This is a genomic window from Pigmentiphaga litoralis, from assembly GCF_014651835.1.
Taxonomy (GTDB): domain Bacteria; phylum Pseudomonadota; class Gammaproteobacteria; order Burkholderiales; family Burkholderiaceae_B; genus Pigmentiphaga; species Pigmentiphaga litoralis.
This window is the reverse complement of sequence record NZ_BMXQ01000001.1, coordinates 1,403,636-1,418,901: the sequence shown is the minus strand read 5'-3', so window position 1 is coordinate 1,418,901 and position 15,266 is coordinate 1,403,636. Positions and strand designations below refer to the sequence as shown.

Sequence of the window (15,266 nt, the reverse complement as noted above, 5' to 3'; positions counted from 1 at the left end):
GTTTTTTCTTTAGCTGTGACTTGCCATCACATCTCGGTATACACCGGTCCTTCGCCGCCCTGCGGCGTGACCCACACAATGTTCTGTGTCGGGTCCTTGATGTCGCAGGTCTTGCAGTGCACGCAGTTCTGCGCATTGATCTGCAGCTTGTCGGCGCCGGCGTCGTCCTTCACGTATTCATACACCCCGGCCGGGCAGTAGCGGCCTTCGGGTCCGGCATACGTCGGCAGATTGATGCGCGTCGGTACGGTCGGATCTTTCAGGGTCAGGTGGACCGGTTCGTCTTCTTCATGATTGGTGTTCGAAATGAACACCGAGCCCAACCGGTCGAAGGTCAGCTTGCCATCCGGCTTGGGGTAGACGATAGGCGTGCATTCACTGGCCGGCTTCAGGTACACGTGGTCGGGCTTGGTGCGGTGGATGGTCCAGGGCATGTTGCCGCGTAGCACCAGCTGCTCGATGCCCGTCATCAGCGTCGCCACGGTGCGGCCCTTCTTGAACCACTGCTTGAAGTTGCGCGCCTTGTTCAGTTCTTCGAACAGCCAGGACGCTTCGAATGCGGCGGGGTAGGCCGTCAGTTCGTCATGGCGGCGATCGGCGACCACGGCGTCGAAGGCGGCCTGCGCAGCCAGCATGCCGGACTTGATCGCGGCATGGCTGCCCTTGATGCGCGACGCGTTCATGAAGCCGGCTTCACACCCGACCATGGCGCCCCCCGGGAACACCAGCTTGGGCAAGGACAGAAGACCCCCAGCCGTGATCGACCGCGCGCCGTACGAAATGCGCTTGCCGCCTTCCAGGAAGGCACGGATCGTCGGGTGCGTCTTGAAGCGCTGGAACTCTTCAAAGGGCGACAGGTAGGGATTGGCGTAATCCAGGCCCACGATCAGGCCGATGGCGACCTTGTTGTCTTCCTGGTGGTACAGGAAGGACCCACCGTAGGTGTCGCTTTCCAGCGGCCAGCCGGCGGTGTGGATCACCAGACCGGGCTTGTGTTTGGCCGGGTTGATCTCCCAGAGTTCCTTGATGCCGATGCCGTAGCTTTGCGGATCCTTGCCGTCGTTCAGCTTGAACCGCTCCATCAGCTGACGGCCCAGGTGGCCGCGCGATCCTTCGGAAAAGATCGTGTAGCGCGCATGCAGTTCCATCCCGGGCTGGAACTGGTCGGTCGGTTCGCCGTCGCGGCCCACGCCCATGTTGCCGGTGGCCACGCCCTTGATCGACCCGTCGTCGTTGTACAGGATCTCCGCCGCGGCAAAGCCCGGAAAGATGTCCACGCCCAGGCCTTCCGCCTGCTCGCCCAGCCAGCGGGTGACCTTGCCCAGGCTGACGATGTAGTTGCCCTCATTATGAAAACAGGGCGGCAGCATCCACGACGGCGTGGCGCGCGCGCCGGTGTCCGACAGGAACAGGAAGCGGTCTTCCGTCACGGGCACGTTCAGCGGGGCGCCTTTTTCTTTCCAGTCGGGAATCAGTTCGGTCAGCGCGCGGGGGTCCATCACCGCGCCCGACAGGATGTGGGCGCCGATCTCGCCGCCTTTTTCCAGCACACAGACACCGATCTCGCGGCCGGTCTCGGCGGCCAGTTGTTTCAGGCGAATCGCGGTGGAAAGTCCGGCAGGGCCGCCGCCAACGATGACGACGTCATATTCCATCGACTCGCGTTCAATCTCTTGCATGAGGAAAGTGCTCCGCGTGGGCGGGCGACGGGCCGCAGGGCCGGATGGCGGTTCCGTCACCAATAGGTTGGAAGTATTATTCTCGGATTGTATTTTAGGCGTTCACGTACGATCACGCTGAAACCAGCAGTCAACGAGGAAAAGATCAATGAATAAAGTCTATGCGAGCGCCAGAGACGCGCTGCTCGACATCGTGCGCGATGGCCAGACCATCGCGGTGGGCGGTTTTGGCCTGTGCGGGATCCCCGAGGCGCTCATCGACGCGCTGCGCGATTCCGGCGCCAGCCAGTTGACCTGCATCAGCAACAACGCGGGCATCGACAATGTCGGCCTGGGCAAGCTGCTGGCCACGCGGCAGATTCGCAAGATGATCGCCTCGTACGTGGGCGAAAACAAGGAATTCGAGCGGCAATACCTGGCCGGCGAACTGGAAATCGAATTCACGCCGCAAGGCACGCTGGCTGAAAAGCTGCGTGCGGGCGGCTCGGGCATCCCGGCCTTCTTCACCGCGACGGGCGTCGGCACGTTGATCGCCGAAGGCAAGGAAACGCGCGAATTCGACGGCCAGACGTACGTGATGGAACGTTCGCTGGTGCCGGACGTGTCGCTGGTCAAGGCGATGGTGGCCGACAAGAGCGGCAACCTGATCTTCAACAAGACCGCTCGCAACTTCAACCCGAACGTCGCCATGGCCGGCAAGGTCACGGTGGCCGAGGTGGAAAAGATCGTTGAAGTCGGTGAACTCGATCCCGACCAGATCCACCTGCCCGGCATCTTCATTCATCGCCTCGTGTTGAACGCGAATCCCGAAAAACGTATTGAACAGCGCACAACGCGCCCCGCCTGAGGAGACGACCATGGCTTGGAACCGTGAACAAATGGCGGCTCGCGCTGCGCAGGAACTGCAGGACGGCTTTTATGTGAACCTGGGCATCGGCTTGCCGACCCTGGTGGCGAACCACGTGCCGGCCGGACTGGAAGTCTGGCTGCAGTCCGAAAACGGCCTGCTGGGCATCGGCCCGTTCCCGCTGGAAAGCGAGGTCGATCCCGACATGATCAATGCCGGCAAACAGACGGTGACGACCCTGCCGGGTTCGTCGATCTTTTCGTCGGCCGACTCATTCGCGATGATCCGCGGCGGTAAGATCAACCTGGCCATCCTGGGCGCCATGCAGGTGTCCGGCAAGGGCGATCTGGCGAACTGGATGATCCCGGGCAAGATGATCAAGGGCATGGGCGGCGCAATGGACCTGGTCGCGGGCGTAGGCCGGGTCGTGGTGCTGATGGAACATGTGGCCAAGAAGAAAGACGGCACGACCGACATGAAGATCCTGCCCGAGTGCACCTTGCCCCTGACCGGCCTGGGCGTGGTGGATCGCATCATCACGGATATGGCCGTCATCGACGTGACGCCGGACGGCCTGAAGCTGATCGAGACGGCGCCTGGCGTGACCGTGGCGCAGGTGCAGGAACTGACGGGCGTCCCGCTCGACACGTCGGCGGTGACGGTTGCGGCCTGATATCAAAGGGGTTGCACGCAGGGCGGTTGCACGCAGGGCGGTTGCAAGCGGCGCAGCGGGCAGGGCAGGGGCGAGTCGTTTCACGGCCGTGCTGGTGCTGGCAGCGTTTGCTGCATTCGGCGCGGGCCTGGCCCGGGCCGAAGCGCCGGGGCCCTTGCTGCCACCGGCCCTGGCCATTCCGGCCGTGGCGTCGTCGGCACAGGCCTTCGTTCCTGACGGCTTTACCCTGGCCACTGAAGTCACCGGGGATCTGGGCGGCGCCTATCCGGGCGTCGTCCAGGTTTACGAAAACCGGCAGGGCCGCCGCGCCATGCTGGTGGGGCTGCGCCGGCCCAACGGCTTCGAGGCCACCGGCTGGGGCTTCGTATTGCCCTGCCGCACCTGCGGCGCCGACCTGCCTCCCGACCGCAACCTCCAGATCCGTATCCAGGGCGGGGCGATCATCGTGGTGGACCGTAGCGCATCGTCGGCCGACGGCACCACCACGCAGGCCGAACTGGTGTTCCGCCCCGCGGATGATCGCCGCGGCTGGCTGCTCACGACGCTGACGCAACTGACGGTGTTCACCAAGCAAGGGCGCGCCGAACAGTCCTACATCGACTATCGCCGTGGCGATACGCAGGACGCCGTAGGGCGTTTTGACGGCGCGCGTTTCGTGCCGGATCGCATAGACTCTGGTCGCACTGACGCAAGGGAATTGCCGCTGGACACGCTTGCGTTGTACTGAGCAGGTGGGCTGTCTCCAACGGTTACCGCACACAGTCCGGCAGGCCTGGCGCATACCCGCTATAATTCCGATTTCCCGCAAGCGCTCGGCAAAAACCGGGTGCAATTGGCAATGACCAAGTACGTATTTGTTACCGGTGGCGTGGTGTCTTCCCTTGGCAAGGGCATCGCTGCGGCATCCCTGGCTGCGATCCTTGAATCGCGTGGCCTCAAAGTCACCATGCTCAAGCTGGATCCCTACATCAATGTGGATCCCGGCACCATGAGCCCCTTCCAGCACGGCGAAGTGTTCGTCACCGAAGACGGCGCCGAAACCGACCTGGACCTGGGCCACTACGAGCGCTTCATCAGCACCCGCATGCGGAAGGTGAACAACTTCACCACCGGCCAGATCTATGAATCCGTGCTGCGCAAAGAGCGCCGCGGCGACTATCTGGGCAAGACCGTGCAGGTCATCCCCCACATCACCAATGAAATCCAGGACTACATCGCACGGGGCGCAGCCGCCGCGTGGGATGGCCAGGCCGACGTCGCGATCGTCGAGATCGGTGGCACGGTCGGCGACATCGAGTCGCTGCCCTTCCTGGAAGCCGTGCGCCAGATGAGCCTGCGCCTGGGCCGCAACAGCGCGGCGTTCATCCACCTGACGCTGGTGCCGTTCATTGCGTCCGCAGGCGAACTCAAGACCAAGCCTACCCAGCACTCGGTGCAGAAGCTGCGCGAAATCGGGATCTACCCGACAGCGCTGCTGTGCCGTGCCGACCGTCCGATCCCCGACGATGAACGCGCCAAGATCTCGCTGTTTTCGAACGTGCAGCTCGACGCGGTCATTTCGGTGTGGGATGAGGACTCGATCTACAAGATTCCGGCCATGCTGCACAAGCAGGGCCTGGACGATCTGGTCTGCGAAACGCTCAACATCCAGGCCAAACCTGCTGACCTGACGGTGTGGGACAAGCTGATCGAAGCCAAGGAACATCCGGAAAACGAGATCACGATCGCCATGGTCGGCAAGTATGTTGACCTGACCGAATCGTACAAGTCGTTGACGGAAGCCCTGACGCACGCCGGCATTCACGCTCGCACCAAGGTCACGGTCGAATACCTCGACTCCGAAGTGATCGAGACCGAAGGCGTGGGCGCGATGGCCAAGTACGACGCCATTCTGGTGCCGGGGGGCTTTGGCCGCCGGGGCACCGAAGGCAAGATCCAGGCAATCCGTTTCGCGCGTGAAAACAACGTGCCATACCTGGGCATCTGCCTGGGCATGCAGCTGGCCGTGATCGAATACGCCCGCCACGTGGCAGGCCTGAGCGACGCCAACAGCACCGAATTCGAACCGGATACGCCGCACCCGGTGGTAGCGCTGATCACCGAATGGATGGATCGCGAAGGCCGTACCGAACAGCGCACCACAGCGTCCGACATGGGCGGCACCATGCGCAAGGGCGCGCAGCGCGTGCCGGTCAAGGCCGGGACGCTCGCGCAGCGCATCTATGGCGATGAAGTGAACGAGCGCCATCGTCACCGCTACGAAGTGAACAACGTGTATGTTCCAAAGCTGGAATCGGCCGGCATGGTGATCAGTGCGCGCACGCCCACCGAAAACCTGCCTGAAATGATGGAGCTGCCGGCCCATCCGTGGTTCGTGGGTGTGCAGTTCCACCCCGAGTTCACGTCGACGCCGCGTAATGGCCACCCGCTGTTCTCGGCCTATGTGCGCGCCGCGCTCGACCGCAAACAGAAGACCTCTACCAAGGAAAACGTATGAGCCAGCTCGACGCGATGACCCGAACCCATTCGTTCTGCGGCTTCGACGTCGGCTTGCAGCATCCGTTCTTCCTGATCGCGGGCCCGTGCGTGATCGAATCCGAGCAGATGGCGATCGATACCGCCGGCACGCTCAAGGAAATCACGACGCGCCTGGGCATCCCCTTCATCTACAAAAGCTCGTTCGACAAGGCCAACCGCAGCTCCAGCAAGACCTTCCGCGGTCTGGGCATGGACTTCGGCCTGCGCGTGCTGTCCGAGGTGAAGTCGCAACTGGGTCTGCCGGTGCTGACCGACGTGCATGACATCGAACAGGTCGGCCCCGTGTCGTCCGTGGTCGACATGCTGCAGACGCCCGCCTTCCTGTGCCGCCAGACCGACTTCATCCGGGCCTGCGCCGCGTCGCTCAAGCCGGTGAACATCAAGAAAGGCCAGTTCCTTGCCCCGCACGACATGGTCAATGTCGTGGACAAGGCGCGCGAAGCCGCGATCGAAGCCGGCGGCGACGGCAGCAACATCCTGGTCTGTGAACGCGGCGCTTCGTTCGGCTACAACAACCTCGTGTCCGACATGCGCTCGCTGGCGATCATGCGCGAGACGGGCTGCCCGGTCGTGTTCGACGCGACCCACTCGGTGCAATTGCCGGGCGGGCAGGGCTCGACATCTGGCGGCCAGCGCGAATTCGTGCCGGTGCTGGCGCGCGCCGCGGTTGCGGTGGGTATATCTGGCCTGTTCATGGAAACCCATCCTGATCCCGCGCATGCGAAATCCGATGGTCCGAATGCGGTACCGCTGGGGCGCATGGCCGACCTCCTGGGCTCGTTGATCGAGCTGGACCAGGTGGCCAAACGCCATGGCTTCATCGAAAGCGATTTTCAGTAAACCACCACGAGACACATCATGAGCGCAATCGTAGACATCATCGGCCGCGAAGTCATTGACTCCCGCGGCAATCCCACCGTCGAATGCGACGTCCTGCTCGAGTCGGGGGCCATGGGCCGCGCGGCCGTGCCATCGGGCGCATCGACCGGATCGCGTGAAGCGATCGAACTGCGCGACGGCGACAAGAGCCGCTATCTCGGCAAGGGCGTGCTGCGCGCTGTCGAGAACGTGAACACCGAAATCGCCGAAGCCCTGATGGGCCTCGATGCGCAGGAACAGGCTTTCCTGGACCGCACCCTGATCGACCTGGATGGCACCGAGAACAAGGCCCGCCTGGGCGCCAACTCGATGCTGGCCGTGTCGATGGCCGTGGCCAAGGCCGCCGCCGAAGAATGCAGCCTGCCGCTGTATCGCTACTTTGGTGGCAGCGGCGCGATGAGCATGCCTGTCCCGATGATGAACGTGATCAACGGTGGCGCGCACGCCAACAACAACCTCGACCTGCAGGAATTCATGATCCTGCCGGTAGGCGCCCCGTCGTTCCGTGAAGCGATCCGCATGGGCGCCGAAGTGTTCCACGCGCTCAAGAAGCTGATCAACGACAAGGGTATGTCGACGGCCGTGGGTGACGAAGGCGGCTTTGCCCCCAACGTCGAAAACCACGAAGCCGCGATCCAGCTGGTCCTGCAGGCCATCGAAAAGGCCGGCTACGAGCCCGGCACGCAGATCGCCCTGGGCCTGGACTGCGCCGCCAGCGAATTCTTCCGCGACGGCAAGTATCACCTGGAAGGCGAGAAGGCCGCGCTGACCCCGCAGGAATTCACCCACTTGCTGGCTACCTGGTGCGACAAGTACCCGATCATCTCGATCGAAGACGGCATGGCGGAAGGTGACTGGGCGGGCTGGAAGTACCAGACCGAACAGCTCGGCAAGCGCGTGCAGCTGGTGGGCGACGACCTGTTCGTTACCAACACCAAGATCCTGCAGCAGGGTATCGACCAGGGCATCGCCAACTCGATCCTGATCAAGATCAACCAGATCGGTACGCTGACGGAAACGTTTGCCGCCATCGAAATGGCCAAGCGCGCCGGCTACACCGCCGTCGTGTCGCATCGTTCGGGCGAAACCGAAGACTCGACCATCGCCGATATCGCGGTGGGTACCAACGCCCTGCAGATCAAGACCGGCTCGATGTCGCGTTCGGACCGCATGGCCAAGTACAACCAGTTGCTGCGGATCGAAGAAGACCTCGGCGACGTGGCGCACTACCCAGGTCGTTCGGCTTTCTACAACCTCCGTTAAAAGCCGCCGTCCATGCGTCTGCTCACCCTGATCATCGCCTTGCTGCTGGTCGCGATCCAGTACCCGTTGTGGCTAGGCAAGGGGGGGTGGATGCGCACCTGGGAGCTGGAGCGGCTGCTGGCCGCCCAGCACGAGGTGAACGCCAAGCTCGAAACGCGCAATATTGCCCTTGATGCCGAAGTCCGCGATTTGAAAAGCGGGACCGACGCCATCGAAGAGCGCGCGCGCTTCGAGCTGGGCATGATCCGCGAAGGCGAAGCCTTCGTGCAGATCGTGGATGCATCGTCCGTCAACGCCCAGGCCGCCGCGCCTGGTGTGGCGGGAGCGCCTGCTGGAGCGCCTGCACCGGCTGCCCGGCCCTCGGCCGGATCGCAGCAACGTCCTTCGCGTTGAACGTGCCGGCGCCTTGGTTGGCGTCGTCAGCCCGCATCGCCTTCCTTCCAGCGTTCCCCTTCTGCATCCCACGGATTCTTTGCCGGATGTCTTTGCATCGGCATGGCCATGTCACGTCGAAGCACAACGAGACCGGCTCGACGTGCTGCGTCGGTATAGGGATCGTCGTCGCCTGAAGGAATCACGACGCGCCTGAGCATGTGCCCGACACCTGGAAAGAGCGGGGCATGCAGGTAGGTCAGGTCCAACACCAGAATGCTTGCGTCCGCCTGGCGGCTTTCTGTGCGCGGATCAGGTCGCACGCGAACCAGCCGGTAGCCGTTGATTGCCCACTGCGTGCGGAACGTCGCCAGGTGTGCCCTCACAGCTTCATGCCCGCGCGACAGATCCGTCTGTCCGCCTCCCAGCAAGGGAATCAATCCGCGTTCAAACGCCAGCCGCACGGCGCGCTGATCCGCACCCGTGACTGCACCTGCCCGGGCGGCTTCGAACAACGCATAGCTGATGGCCTGGCGCGCGACGGCCCAGCGGGTGACCTCGATGACCACGGCGCCAAGGAGGAAGAGCGGCAGGGCAACGACCAGGAATTCAACGATCGCCATGCCGCGGCGTGCGGCGCCGAGGGTGGGGTGACGATGACGAAGGCGGAAGCGCAAGGAAGGCATCCGCACAGTCTGCCGCCCCGGCCCCCGTGCCGCCATGCGGACCATTGCGCGGGACAATTGCTGGCCGCCACCCTTGCGCCGGTGCCGGCTATGGCGCACCGCGGTAAGGGCGAGGCATAAAAAAACGCGGGACCCAGCCCGCGCTTCCTTACTGCTTGACTGCATCACACCTTCAATGGCGCGCGTCGCTCTGGTGCCGCAGCGCCGTCGACTCCGTTGCGAACAATTCCGCCACATCGACGGGATCGAACTCGAACGCCTTGACGCAGTAGTCGCACTTGACCTCTACCCGGCCCTGTTCTTCGATGATGTCATCGACTTCGGCCTGGCCAAGGCGCAGCAGCACACTCGCCACTTTTTCACGCGAGCAGGTGCAGCGGTACTGGACCGGCAGGGGCTCGAACGCCGTCATCGTTTCCTGCCAGTACAGGCGGCGGATGATGGTGTCCGGCGTGACGGTCAGCAGTTCTTCGGGCTTGATCGTTTCGGCCAGGTGCTGGGCGCGGTCCCACGTGTCGGCCAGGTCCGCTTCCTTGTCGGCATCGGGCGCGCCCGCCGTGGCAGCTTCGTCGGTTCCGCGCGCGACGCTGTGGCCGCCCTGGTCCGGCAGCTTCTGCAGCAGCAGACCGGCCGTACAGTTCGCGTCGGCGGCCAGCCACATGCGCGTCTGAAGCTGTTCGGACGTCGCCATGTAGTGCTCCAGCACCTGGGCCACCGTGTCACCCTGCATGGCCACGATGCCCTGGTAAGGCTGCTGCCCGGCGTGCCGGTCCTGCGGGTCGAGCACGACCGAGAACCGGCCGTTGCCGCCCGGGCTCAGCAGCGTCTGCAGGGTGCCGTCCTCCGGCACCTCGTAGCCTTCGCGAATCTTGACCGTCGCCCGCATGCCCAGGTCGGCATGGCACTCGACCACGATCAGGCCGATGGGACCGTCGCCCTGCAGTTGCAGGACCACGGTGCCGTTGAACTTGATATTGGCAGCCAGCAAGGCAGCGGCCGCGACCAGTTCGCCCAGCAGCTTCTGCACGGCAGGCGGATAGTCATGGCGGGCCTGGATTTCCTGCCAGGTATCGCGGATGGCAACGACTTCGGCGCGTACCGTGTTGCCTTCGAACAGGTACTTTTTGAGATGGTCGGACAAAAATGCTGCTCCTGAACGCCGTGGCTCGTGGCCTGGCGGGTGGTACACGTCTGGTTACCGGCAAGATTGTACCGGCCCAGCCTACAATCGGCGCATGACAGAAACGAGTGAACTCCGCCGCCGCGCCTGCGAACTGCTGTGTCTGACAGACCCGGTCGAGAAGGCCGCCAGAACGCGTGAACTGCCCGCGTTGGGACTGACGGCCGACCCGGCTGCGGAATTATCCGAGCCCGCCGGGGTGCCGGGCCGCCCTGACAAGCCTGTCCAGGTGGCGCCGCGCGACGTGCCGACGCGTGGCATGGCCACGCCCGAGGCGCGCGCTGCGCTCATGCATGCGCTCGCGCATATTGAATTCAACGCCATCAACCTGGCCCTGGATGCTATATGGCGCTTTTCTGGCCTGCCACAAGGGTTCTACCAGGATTGGTTGAAAGTCGCGAGCGAGGAAGCCCTGCATTTCACGTTGTTGACCGACCACATGGCTGCCCATGGCGTGCGGTACGGCGACTTTCCGGCCCACGACGGCCTGTGGCAGATGGCGGAAAAGACCAAGGGCGATCCCCTGGCGCGCATGGCGCTCGTGCCGCGCACGCTGGAAGCTCGTGGCCTGGACGCCAGCCCGGCAATCCGGGCAAGACTGGCCCATGCCGGCGACCACGCGGCCGCCGGCATCCTGGACATCATTCTGCGGGACGAGATCGGCCACGTGGCGATCGGCAACCGCTGGTACCGCTATCTGTGCGATGCCGCCGGGCTGGACCCGGTCGCTCACTATCCGATCCTGAGCGAAGCCTACGTGGTGCCGGTGCTGCGGGGGCCGTTCAACTTCCCGGCGCGCCGGCTGGCGGGATTCACGGAGCCGGAACTGTCGGCGCTTGAGCAGGCAGCCGCCGCCGCGCGGATTCCTCCTCGCGAAAGCGCAGGGCCATCCGCCGCACCGTCCCGTTCACCGTCATCGGCAAAGCCGTCATGATTTCGACGTCGGCCGGCACCTGCCAGGCAGGCAGATGCTGGCTGGCGTAGTCCCGCAGGGCCTGCGCAAAATCTTCGTCGTCCCTGCCGGCCTCACCCCCCTCAGTGCTGGCCATGCGCCGGGTGACATACGCCTTGACCACAGGCAGCCGTCCGTTGACGCTATCTGCACCAGCCGATCCTGCACCAGCCGATCCCGCACCGGCCGGTCCGGCACTGGCCGATGATCCCGGATTCGTGCCCAGGCCTGCCGACGGCACGATGGCGACTTCCTCGATGCCCGGACAGCCCCGCAGCACGGCTTCCACCTCGTCTGGCACCACGGTGTGTCCGCCGTCGACCAGGAAGACATCTTCGATCCGTCCGGCGTACCAGAAGTAGCCGTCGTCATCGACCCGTGCCAGGTCGCCAGTGTGATGCCAGGTGCCGCTGACCGGCCGGCCGGCCTCTTCACCGCGCCAGTAGCCCAGGAAAAGCGCCGGGTCGGCATGGCCGTGGATGTCATAACGGTTCACGACGATCTCGCCGACGGTGCCCGGTGGCGCCGGGTGGCCCTGCGGCGTGGCAATCGCTACCTGGTGGCCTGGATACGGGCGGCCCATGCTGCCGGGGCGGCTCGGCCACTTGTGCCGGCTGTGGCCGATGATCGCGCGGACTTCCGCCTGGCCATAGGTTTCGTTCGGCACAACGCCCAGTTCGTGCTCGCACCGCGCTGCCAGCGCGGCGTCCAGGTGCGCGCCGCCGACCGCCATGGCGCGCAGCGACAGCTTGTAGCGTGTCGCGGCGTCAGGCACGGCGTCCAGCAGTCCGCGCAGCGCGGCCGGCTGCAGGCTGGCGTTGGTCACCTGGTAGCGCTCCAGCAGTTCGAACACCTGTTCCGGGGTGCTGGCATGGCGGCTGGCCACCAGCGGCTGACCGAAATACAGCGCGGGTAGCAGGCCATCGAACAAACCGTGGCCGCCGCCCCATTCGGAGGCCGTCCACAACACGTCGGTAGGCTGGGGAAACCAGTCCTGGGACGCCACGACCCCCGGCAGGTTGCCGATCAGGGACCCGTGCGACAGCACGACGCCCCGTGCAGGCCCCGTGGTGCCCGTCTTGTAGAGCAGGATGGCAGGATCATTCGCGCCGGTCGGGTGGATGTCGAACACGCTTTCCTGGCGGGCGATCAATGTGCGCCACGACAGGACGCGCTCGTCGTCCAGGTCGATGCCGATCGCCTGCCGCAGGAGCGGGCAGCGATCCGCGGCCGGCAGAACAGTTTCCGCGGCCATGCCGTCGACCAGCACGATGCGGGACTCGCTGTCCCGCAGGCGCTGTTCGACCACGTCGCCGGGCAACCGGGTCGACAGGGGAACGGTAATGGCACCCAGCTGATACACGGCAATGTGGGCGACGGCCGCTTCCGGGCGCTGGGGCAGGGCGATGGCGACGCGATCGCCGCGTTGCACACCCATGCGGCGCAGGCCGTTCGACAGGCGGTTGGCGTATTCATGCAGCCTTGCGAACGTCCAGACCTCGCGCTCGCCATGCATGTTTTCGGCATACAACGCGATGCGGCGCGCGTCGGCACTGGTCGCCGTCCATCGGCGGCAGCACGCGTCGGCGATGTTGAAACGCTGAGGAACCCACCATCTGAACGTGGTGTAGAGTGCCTGATACTGGTCTTCCATAACCCTCCGCTGGCGATTCAAGATCTCGGTCGGATCGGCGTGCGTGGTTCAGCCAGCCTTCGCTTATAACGCAATGATCGTTGACCTGACGGACATCCGCAATGTCTTTGCGGACTTCAGGGTCTGCCCTGCGCCAGGCTGCGTCACGTGTCCCCGAAGGGTGAGGGATAGCGCCCGTCCACGTTGCTAATTCTGGTAAGTAATCATGTACGTACCTCGTGTCCCATCCCGATCCGAAACCCTGGCCGTGCGCGGCGTTCCACACCATTTGCGGCACTGGGGCACGCCCGGCGCGCCGCTGCTGGTCGCCTTGCATGGGTGGATGGATGTTGCCGCCTCTTTCCAATTCGTCGCCGACCATCTGGCGGACCGCTGGCATATCGTCGCGCCCGACTGGCGCGGCTTTGGCCTGACCGGGGCGACGGGCGTCGACTGCTACGAATTCAGCGACTACCTTGGCGACCTGGACGCCATCCTGCGGCATCTGTCACCCGACGCACCGGTCCCCCTCGTGGGGCACAGCATGGGCGGGAACATTGCCATGCTGTACGCGGGCGTCCGGACCGGGCGGGTCAGCGCGGTCGTCAACCTCGAAGGCCTGGGCCTGCCGGGGACCCGCCCGGAAGACGTTCCCGCGCGGCTCGCAACGTGGCTCGACCAGCTGGTGGAGGGTGCGCGCTTGCAGGACTACCCGAGCCTGGACGCAGTGGGGGAACGCCTGCGCAAGACGAATCCCCGATTGACGCCCGACCGCGCCGCCTTCCTGGCCCGGCACTGGGCCCGGGAAGACAGCGGCCGCTGGGTGCTGCTGGCCGATCCGGCGCACAAGATCGTGAACCGAGTGGCCTATCGGGTGGACGAGGTGCAGGCCTGCTGGCGTGCGATCCAGGCGCCGGTGCTGTGGGTGGAAGCCGACGACAGCGACATCCTGCGCCGCATGACCGCCTTGCCCGACTATCGGACGCGGCTGGAAGCCGTGCCGACGCTGCGCCAGGCCACGGTGGCCGACGCCAGCCACATGCTGCACCACGACCAGCCGGCCGCAGTGGCGCAACTCGTAGCAGAATTCCTGCAGCTGAACAGCCGCTGACAGCAGGCCGGACTTACAATTGGGGTATGGCCTCCCCGCAAAACTTCGATCTGCACTGCCACTCCTGGATATCCGACGGCATGTTGTCGCCGCAGGATCTGGTGGCGCGCGCCCATGCCAACGGCGTGGACGTGCTTGCCCTGACCGACCATGACGAGGTCGCCGGGCTGGCCGACGCGGCCGCAGCGGCGGCGGATCTGGGCATCGGCTTTGTCCCGGGGGTCGAGATCTCGGTCACCTGGGCCAACGAGACGGTGCACATCGTGGGACTGCATGTCGATTCCGCCAATGCCGCGCTCAATGACGGACTGCGCGCGACCCGTTCCGGCCGCGAGCGCCGCGGCCGCGAGATGGCGGACCAGTTGGCCGCGGTCGGCATACCGGGCGCATTTGAAGGCGCCTTGCGGCATGCCGGCAACCCCGACCTGATCGGCCGCACCCACTTCGCACGCTACATCGTGGAGCAGGGCGTCTGCCAGGACGTGCGCGAGGTGTTCCAGCGCTTCCTCATCGACGGCAAGCCCGGTTACGCCCCGATGCGCTGGGCATCGCTTGCCGAAGCGGTCAGCTGGATCCGGGGCGCGGGTGGCATGGCGGTCATTGCCCATCCGGGCCGCTACGACTACACGCCGGTGCAGTTTCATGCACTGTTCGAAGAATTTCTTGGCCTGGGCGGCGTGGGCATCGAAGTGATCACCGGCAGCCATACCCCCGACCAATACCGCGAATATGCCCAGGTCGCCACATCCTATGGCTTCCTGGCGTCGCGCGGATCGGACTTTCATGGCCCGACCGAAAGCCGGGTCGACCTTGGCAGCCTGCCACCCTTGCCGGACCACCTTGCGCCCATCTGGCGCGACTGGGCCTGAGTACCGACATGAACAAAGCGTTTGTCAAAGAATCCGATGCCGACGAAGACGACGAGCTGCCCGAAGCCGTCGCCTTGCCGGCCGGGGTCCGCAATTACATTACCCCGGAAGGCTACGCGCGCTTGCGCGATGAATTGACGCACCTGATGACGGTCGACCGGCCGTCGGTGGTGCAGATCGTGTCATGGGCTGCCTCCAACGGCGACCGGTCCGAAAACGGCGATTACCTGTATGGCAAGAAACGGCTGCGCGAGATCGATCGGCGCATGCGCTTCCTGACCAAGCGTCTGGATATCGCCGAAGTGGTCGACAGCGCGTCGCAACCCAACCGGGATCACGTGTTCTTTGGCGCGACCGTCACGTATTCGGACAAGGAAGGCGAGACGCACACGGTCACCATCGTGGGCGTGGATGAAGCAGAACCGCTGCAAGGCAAGATCAGCTGGATATCGCCCGTGGCGCGGGCGCTGACCAAGGCCAAGATTGGGGACACAGTGGTGCTGCGCACCCCTGCAGGCATCGACGAGCTGGATATTCTTGAAGTGACGTATCCGGAGCCGGTGGAAGACGCCCGCTAAGGCGCA

The 15,266-nt window shown here is 64.7% G+C and carries 14 protein-coding genes and 1 pseudogene; 11 read left to right on the top strand and 4 right to left on the bottom strand.

From position 1 onward, the window contains the following. Positions 1 to 26 precede the first annotated feature (26 nt). A complete protein-coding gene (locus IE116_RS06220) occupies positions 27 to 1,655 on the bottom strand; it encodes an electron transfer flavoprotein-ubiquinone oxidoreductase (protein ID WP_189614475.1) in 1,629 nt (542 codons plus the stop codon). Positions 1,656 to 1,827: 172 nt separating this feature from the next. Between IE116_RS06220 and IE116_RS06215 the strand changes: the two genes are divergently transcribed. The 7 genes from IE116_RS06215 (at position 1,828) to ftsB (ending at position 8,272) form a co-directional block, all read left to right on the top strand. Next, the gene (locus tag IE116_RS06215; RefSeq protein WP_189610742.1) at positions 1,828 to 2,526 is read left to right on the top strand and encodes a CoA transferase subunit A; all 699 of its coding nucleotides are present in this window, start codon (positions 1,828 to 1,830) and stop codon (positions 2,524 to 2,526) included. Between the two features lie 10 nt (positions 2,527 to 2,536). Continuing rightward, positions 2,537 to 3,199: a CoA transferase subunit B gene (locus IE116_RS06210; protein ID WP_189610740.1), complete on the top strand. Its 663-nt coding sequence runs from the start codon at positions 2,537 to 2,539 to the stop codon at positions 3,197 to 3,199. A gap of 88 nt (positions 3,200 to 3,287) precedes the next feature. Continuing rightward, complete coding sequence (locus IE116_RS06205) at positions 3,288 to 3,926, top strand: hypothetical protein (RefSeq protein ID WP_189610738.1); 639 nt, start codon at positions 3,288 to 3,290, stop codon at positions 3,924 to 3,926. A 111-nt stretch (positions 3,927 to 4,037) separates the two neighbouring features. Then, entirely contained in the window at positions 4,038 to 5,696 is a 1,659-nt protein-coding gene (gene pyrG / locus IE116_RS06200; protein ID WP_189610736.1) for a CTP synthase, read from the top strand. Beyond that, positions 5,693 to 6,577: a 3-deoxy-8-phosphooctulonate synthase gene (kdsA, locus tag IE116_RS06195; protein WP_229828019.1), complete on the top strand. Its 885-nt coding sequence runs from the start codon at positions 5,693 to 5,695 to the stop codon at positions 6,575 to 6,577. The genes pyrG and kdsA overlap by 4 nt, the downstream gene beginning before the upstream one ends. An 18-nt stretch (positions 6,578 to 6,595) precedes the next feature. Next, complete coding sequence (gene eno / locus IE116_RS06190; RefSeq protein WP_189610733.1) at positions 6,596 to 7,879, top strand: phosphopyruvate hydratase; 1,284 nt, start codon at positions 6,596 to 6,598, stop codon at positions 7,877 to 7,879. Positions 7,880 to 7,891: 12 nt separating this feature from the next. Further along, positions 7,892 to 8,272, top strand: a complete 381-nt coding sequence (gene ftsB / locus IE116_RS06185) for a cell division protein FtsB (protein ID WP_189610731.1) — start codon at positions 7,892 to 7,894, stop codon at positions 8,270 to 8,272. 26 nt (positions 8,273 to 8,298) lie between these two features. On the opposite strand, the gene IE116_RS06180 is transcribed toward ftsB, so the two are convergent. Next, positions 8,299 to 8,928: a TadE/TadG family type IV pilus assembly protein gene (locus IE116_RS06180; protein WP_189610729.1), complete on the bottom strand. Its 630-nt coding sequence runs from the start codon at positions 8,926 to 8,928 to the stop codon at positions 8,299 to 8,301. A gap of 181 nt (positions 8,929 to 9,109) precedes the next feature. Then, entirely contained in the window at positions 9,110 to 10,078 is a 969-nt protein-coding gene (gene hslO, locus IE116_RS06175) for an Hsp33 family molecular chaperone HslO (RefSeq protein WP_189610727.1), read from the bottom strand. A 94-nt stretch (positions 10,079 to 10,172) separates the two neighbouring features. On the opposite strand from hslO, the gene IE116_RS06170 reads away from it, so the two are divergent. Beyond that, a complete protein-coding gene (locus tag IE116_RS06170) occupies positions 10,173 to 11,051 on the top strand; it encodes a ferritin-like domain-containing protein (protein WP_189610725.1) in 879 nt (292 codons plus the stop codon). On the opposite strand, the pseudogene IE116_RS06165 reads toward IE116_RS06170, so the two are convergent. After that, positions 10,975 to 12,723, bottom strand: a pseudogene (locus tag IE116_RS06165) (acetate--CoA ligase); the annotation flags it as partial. The gene IE116_RS06170 and the pseudogene IE116_RS06165 overlap by 77 nt on opposite strands. A gap of 205 nt (positions 12,724 to 12,928) precedes the next feature. Here IE116_RS06165 and IE116_RS06160 point away from each other — a divergent pair. Genes IE116_RS06160 through greB form a run of 3 tightly spaced genes read left to right on the top strand, consistent with a single transcriptional unit; the run spans position 12,929 to position 15,260 of the window. Further along, the gene (locus tag IE116_RS06160; RefSeq protein ID WP_189610724.1) at positions 12,929 to 13,813 is read left to right on the top strand and encodes an alpha/beta fold hydrolase; all 885 of its coding nucleotides are present in this window, start codon (positions 12,929 to 12,931) and stop codon (positions 13,811 to 13,813) included. 26 nt (positions 13,814 to 13,839) lie between these two features. Continuing rightward, positions 13,840 to 14,682, top strand: coding sequence for a 3',5'-nucleoside bisphosphate phosphatase (locus tag IE116_RS06155; RefSeq protein WP_189610721.1), 843 nt, complete (start codon positions 13,840 to 13,842; stop codon positions 14,680 to 14,682). A gap of 8 nt (positions 14,683 to 14,690) precedes the next feature. Beyond that, on the top strand, positions 14,691 to 15,260 hold the full coding sequence (greB, locus tag IE116_RS06150) for a transcription elongation factor GreB (protein WP_189610719.1): 570 nt from the start codon (positions 14,691 to 14,693) through the stop codon (positions 15,258 to 15,260). Positions 15,261 to 15,266: the final 6 nt, after the last annotated feature.

Bases quoted from the DNA above. Each gene is read 5' to 3' on its own strand.
- IE116_RS06220 (WP_189614475.1), bottom strand. From the start codon at position 1,655: ATGGAATATGACGTCGTCATCGTTGGCGGCGGCCCTGCCGGACTTTCC.
- IE116_RS06215 (WP_189610742.1), top strand. From the start codon at position 1,828: ATGAATAAAGTCTATGCGAGCGCCAGAGACGCGCTGCTCGACATCGTG.
- IE116_RS06210 (WP_189610740.1), top strand. From the start codon at position 2,537: ATGGCTTGGAACCGTGAACAAATGGCGGCTCGCGCTGCGCAGGAACTG.
- pyrG (WP_189610736.1), top strand. From the start codon at position 4,038: ATGACCAAGTACGTATTTGTTACCGGTGGCGTGGTGTCTTCCCTTGGC.
- kdsA (WP_229828019.1), top strand. From the start codon at position 5,693: ATGAGCCAGCTCGACGCGATGACCCGAACCCATTCGTTCTGCGGCTTC.
- eno (WP_189610733.1), top strand. From the start codon at position 6,596: ATGAGCGCAATCGTAGACATCATCGGCCGCGAAGTCATTGACTCCCGC.
- ftsB (WP_189610731.1), top strand. From the start codon at position 7,892: ATGCGTCTGCTCACCCTGATCATCGCCTTGCTGCTGGTCGCGATCCAG.
- IE116_RS06170 (WP_189610725.1), top strand. From the start codon at position 10,173: ATGACAGAAACGAGTGAACTCCGCCGCCGCGCCTGCGAACTGCTGTGT.
- IE116_RS06160 (WP_189610724.1), top strand. From the start codon at position 12,929: ATGTACGTACCTCGTGTCCCATCCCGATCCGAAACCCTGGCCGTGCGC.
- IE116_RS06155 (WP_189610721.1), top strand. From the start codon at position 13,840: ATGGCCTCCCCGCAAAACTTCGATCTGCACTGCCACTCCTGGATATCC.
- greB (WP_189610719.1), top strand. From the start codon at position 14,691: ATGAACAAAGCGTTTGTCAAAGAATCCGATGCCGACGAAGACGACGAG.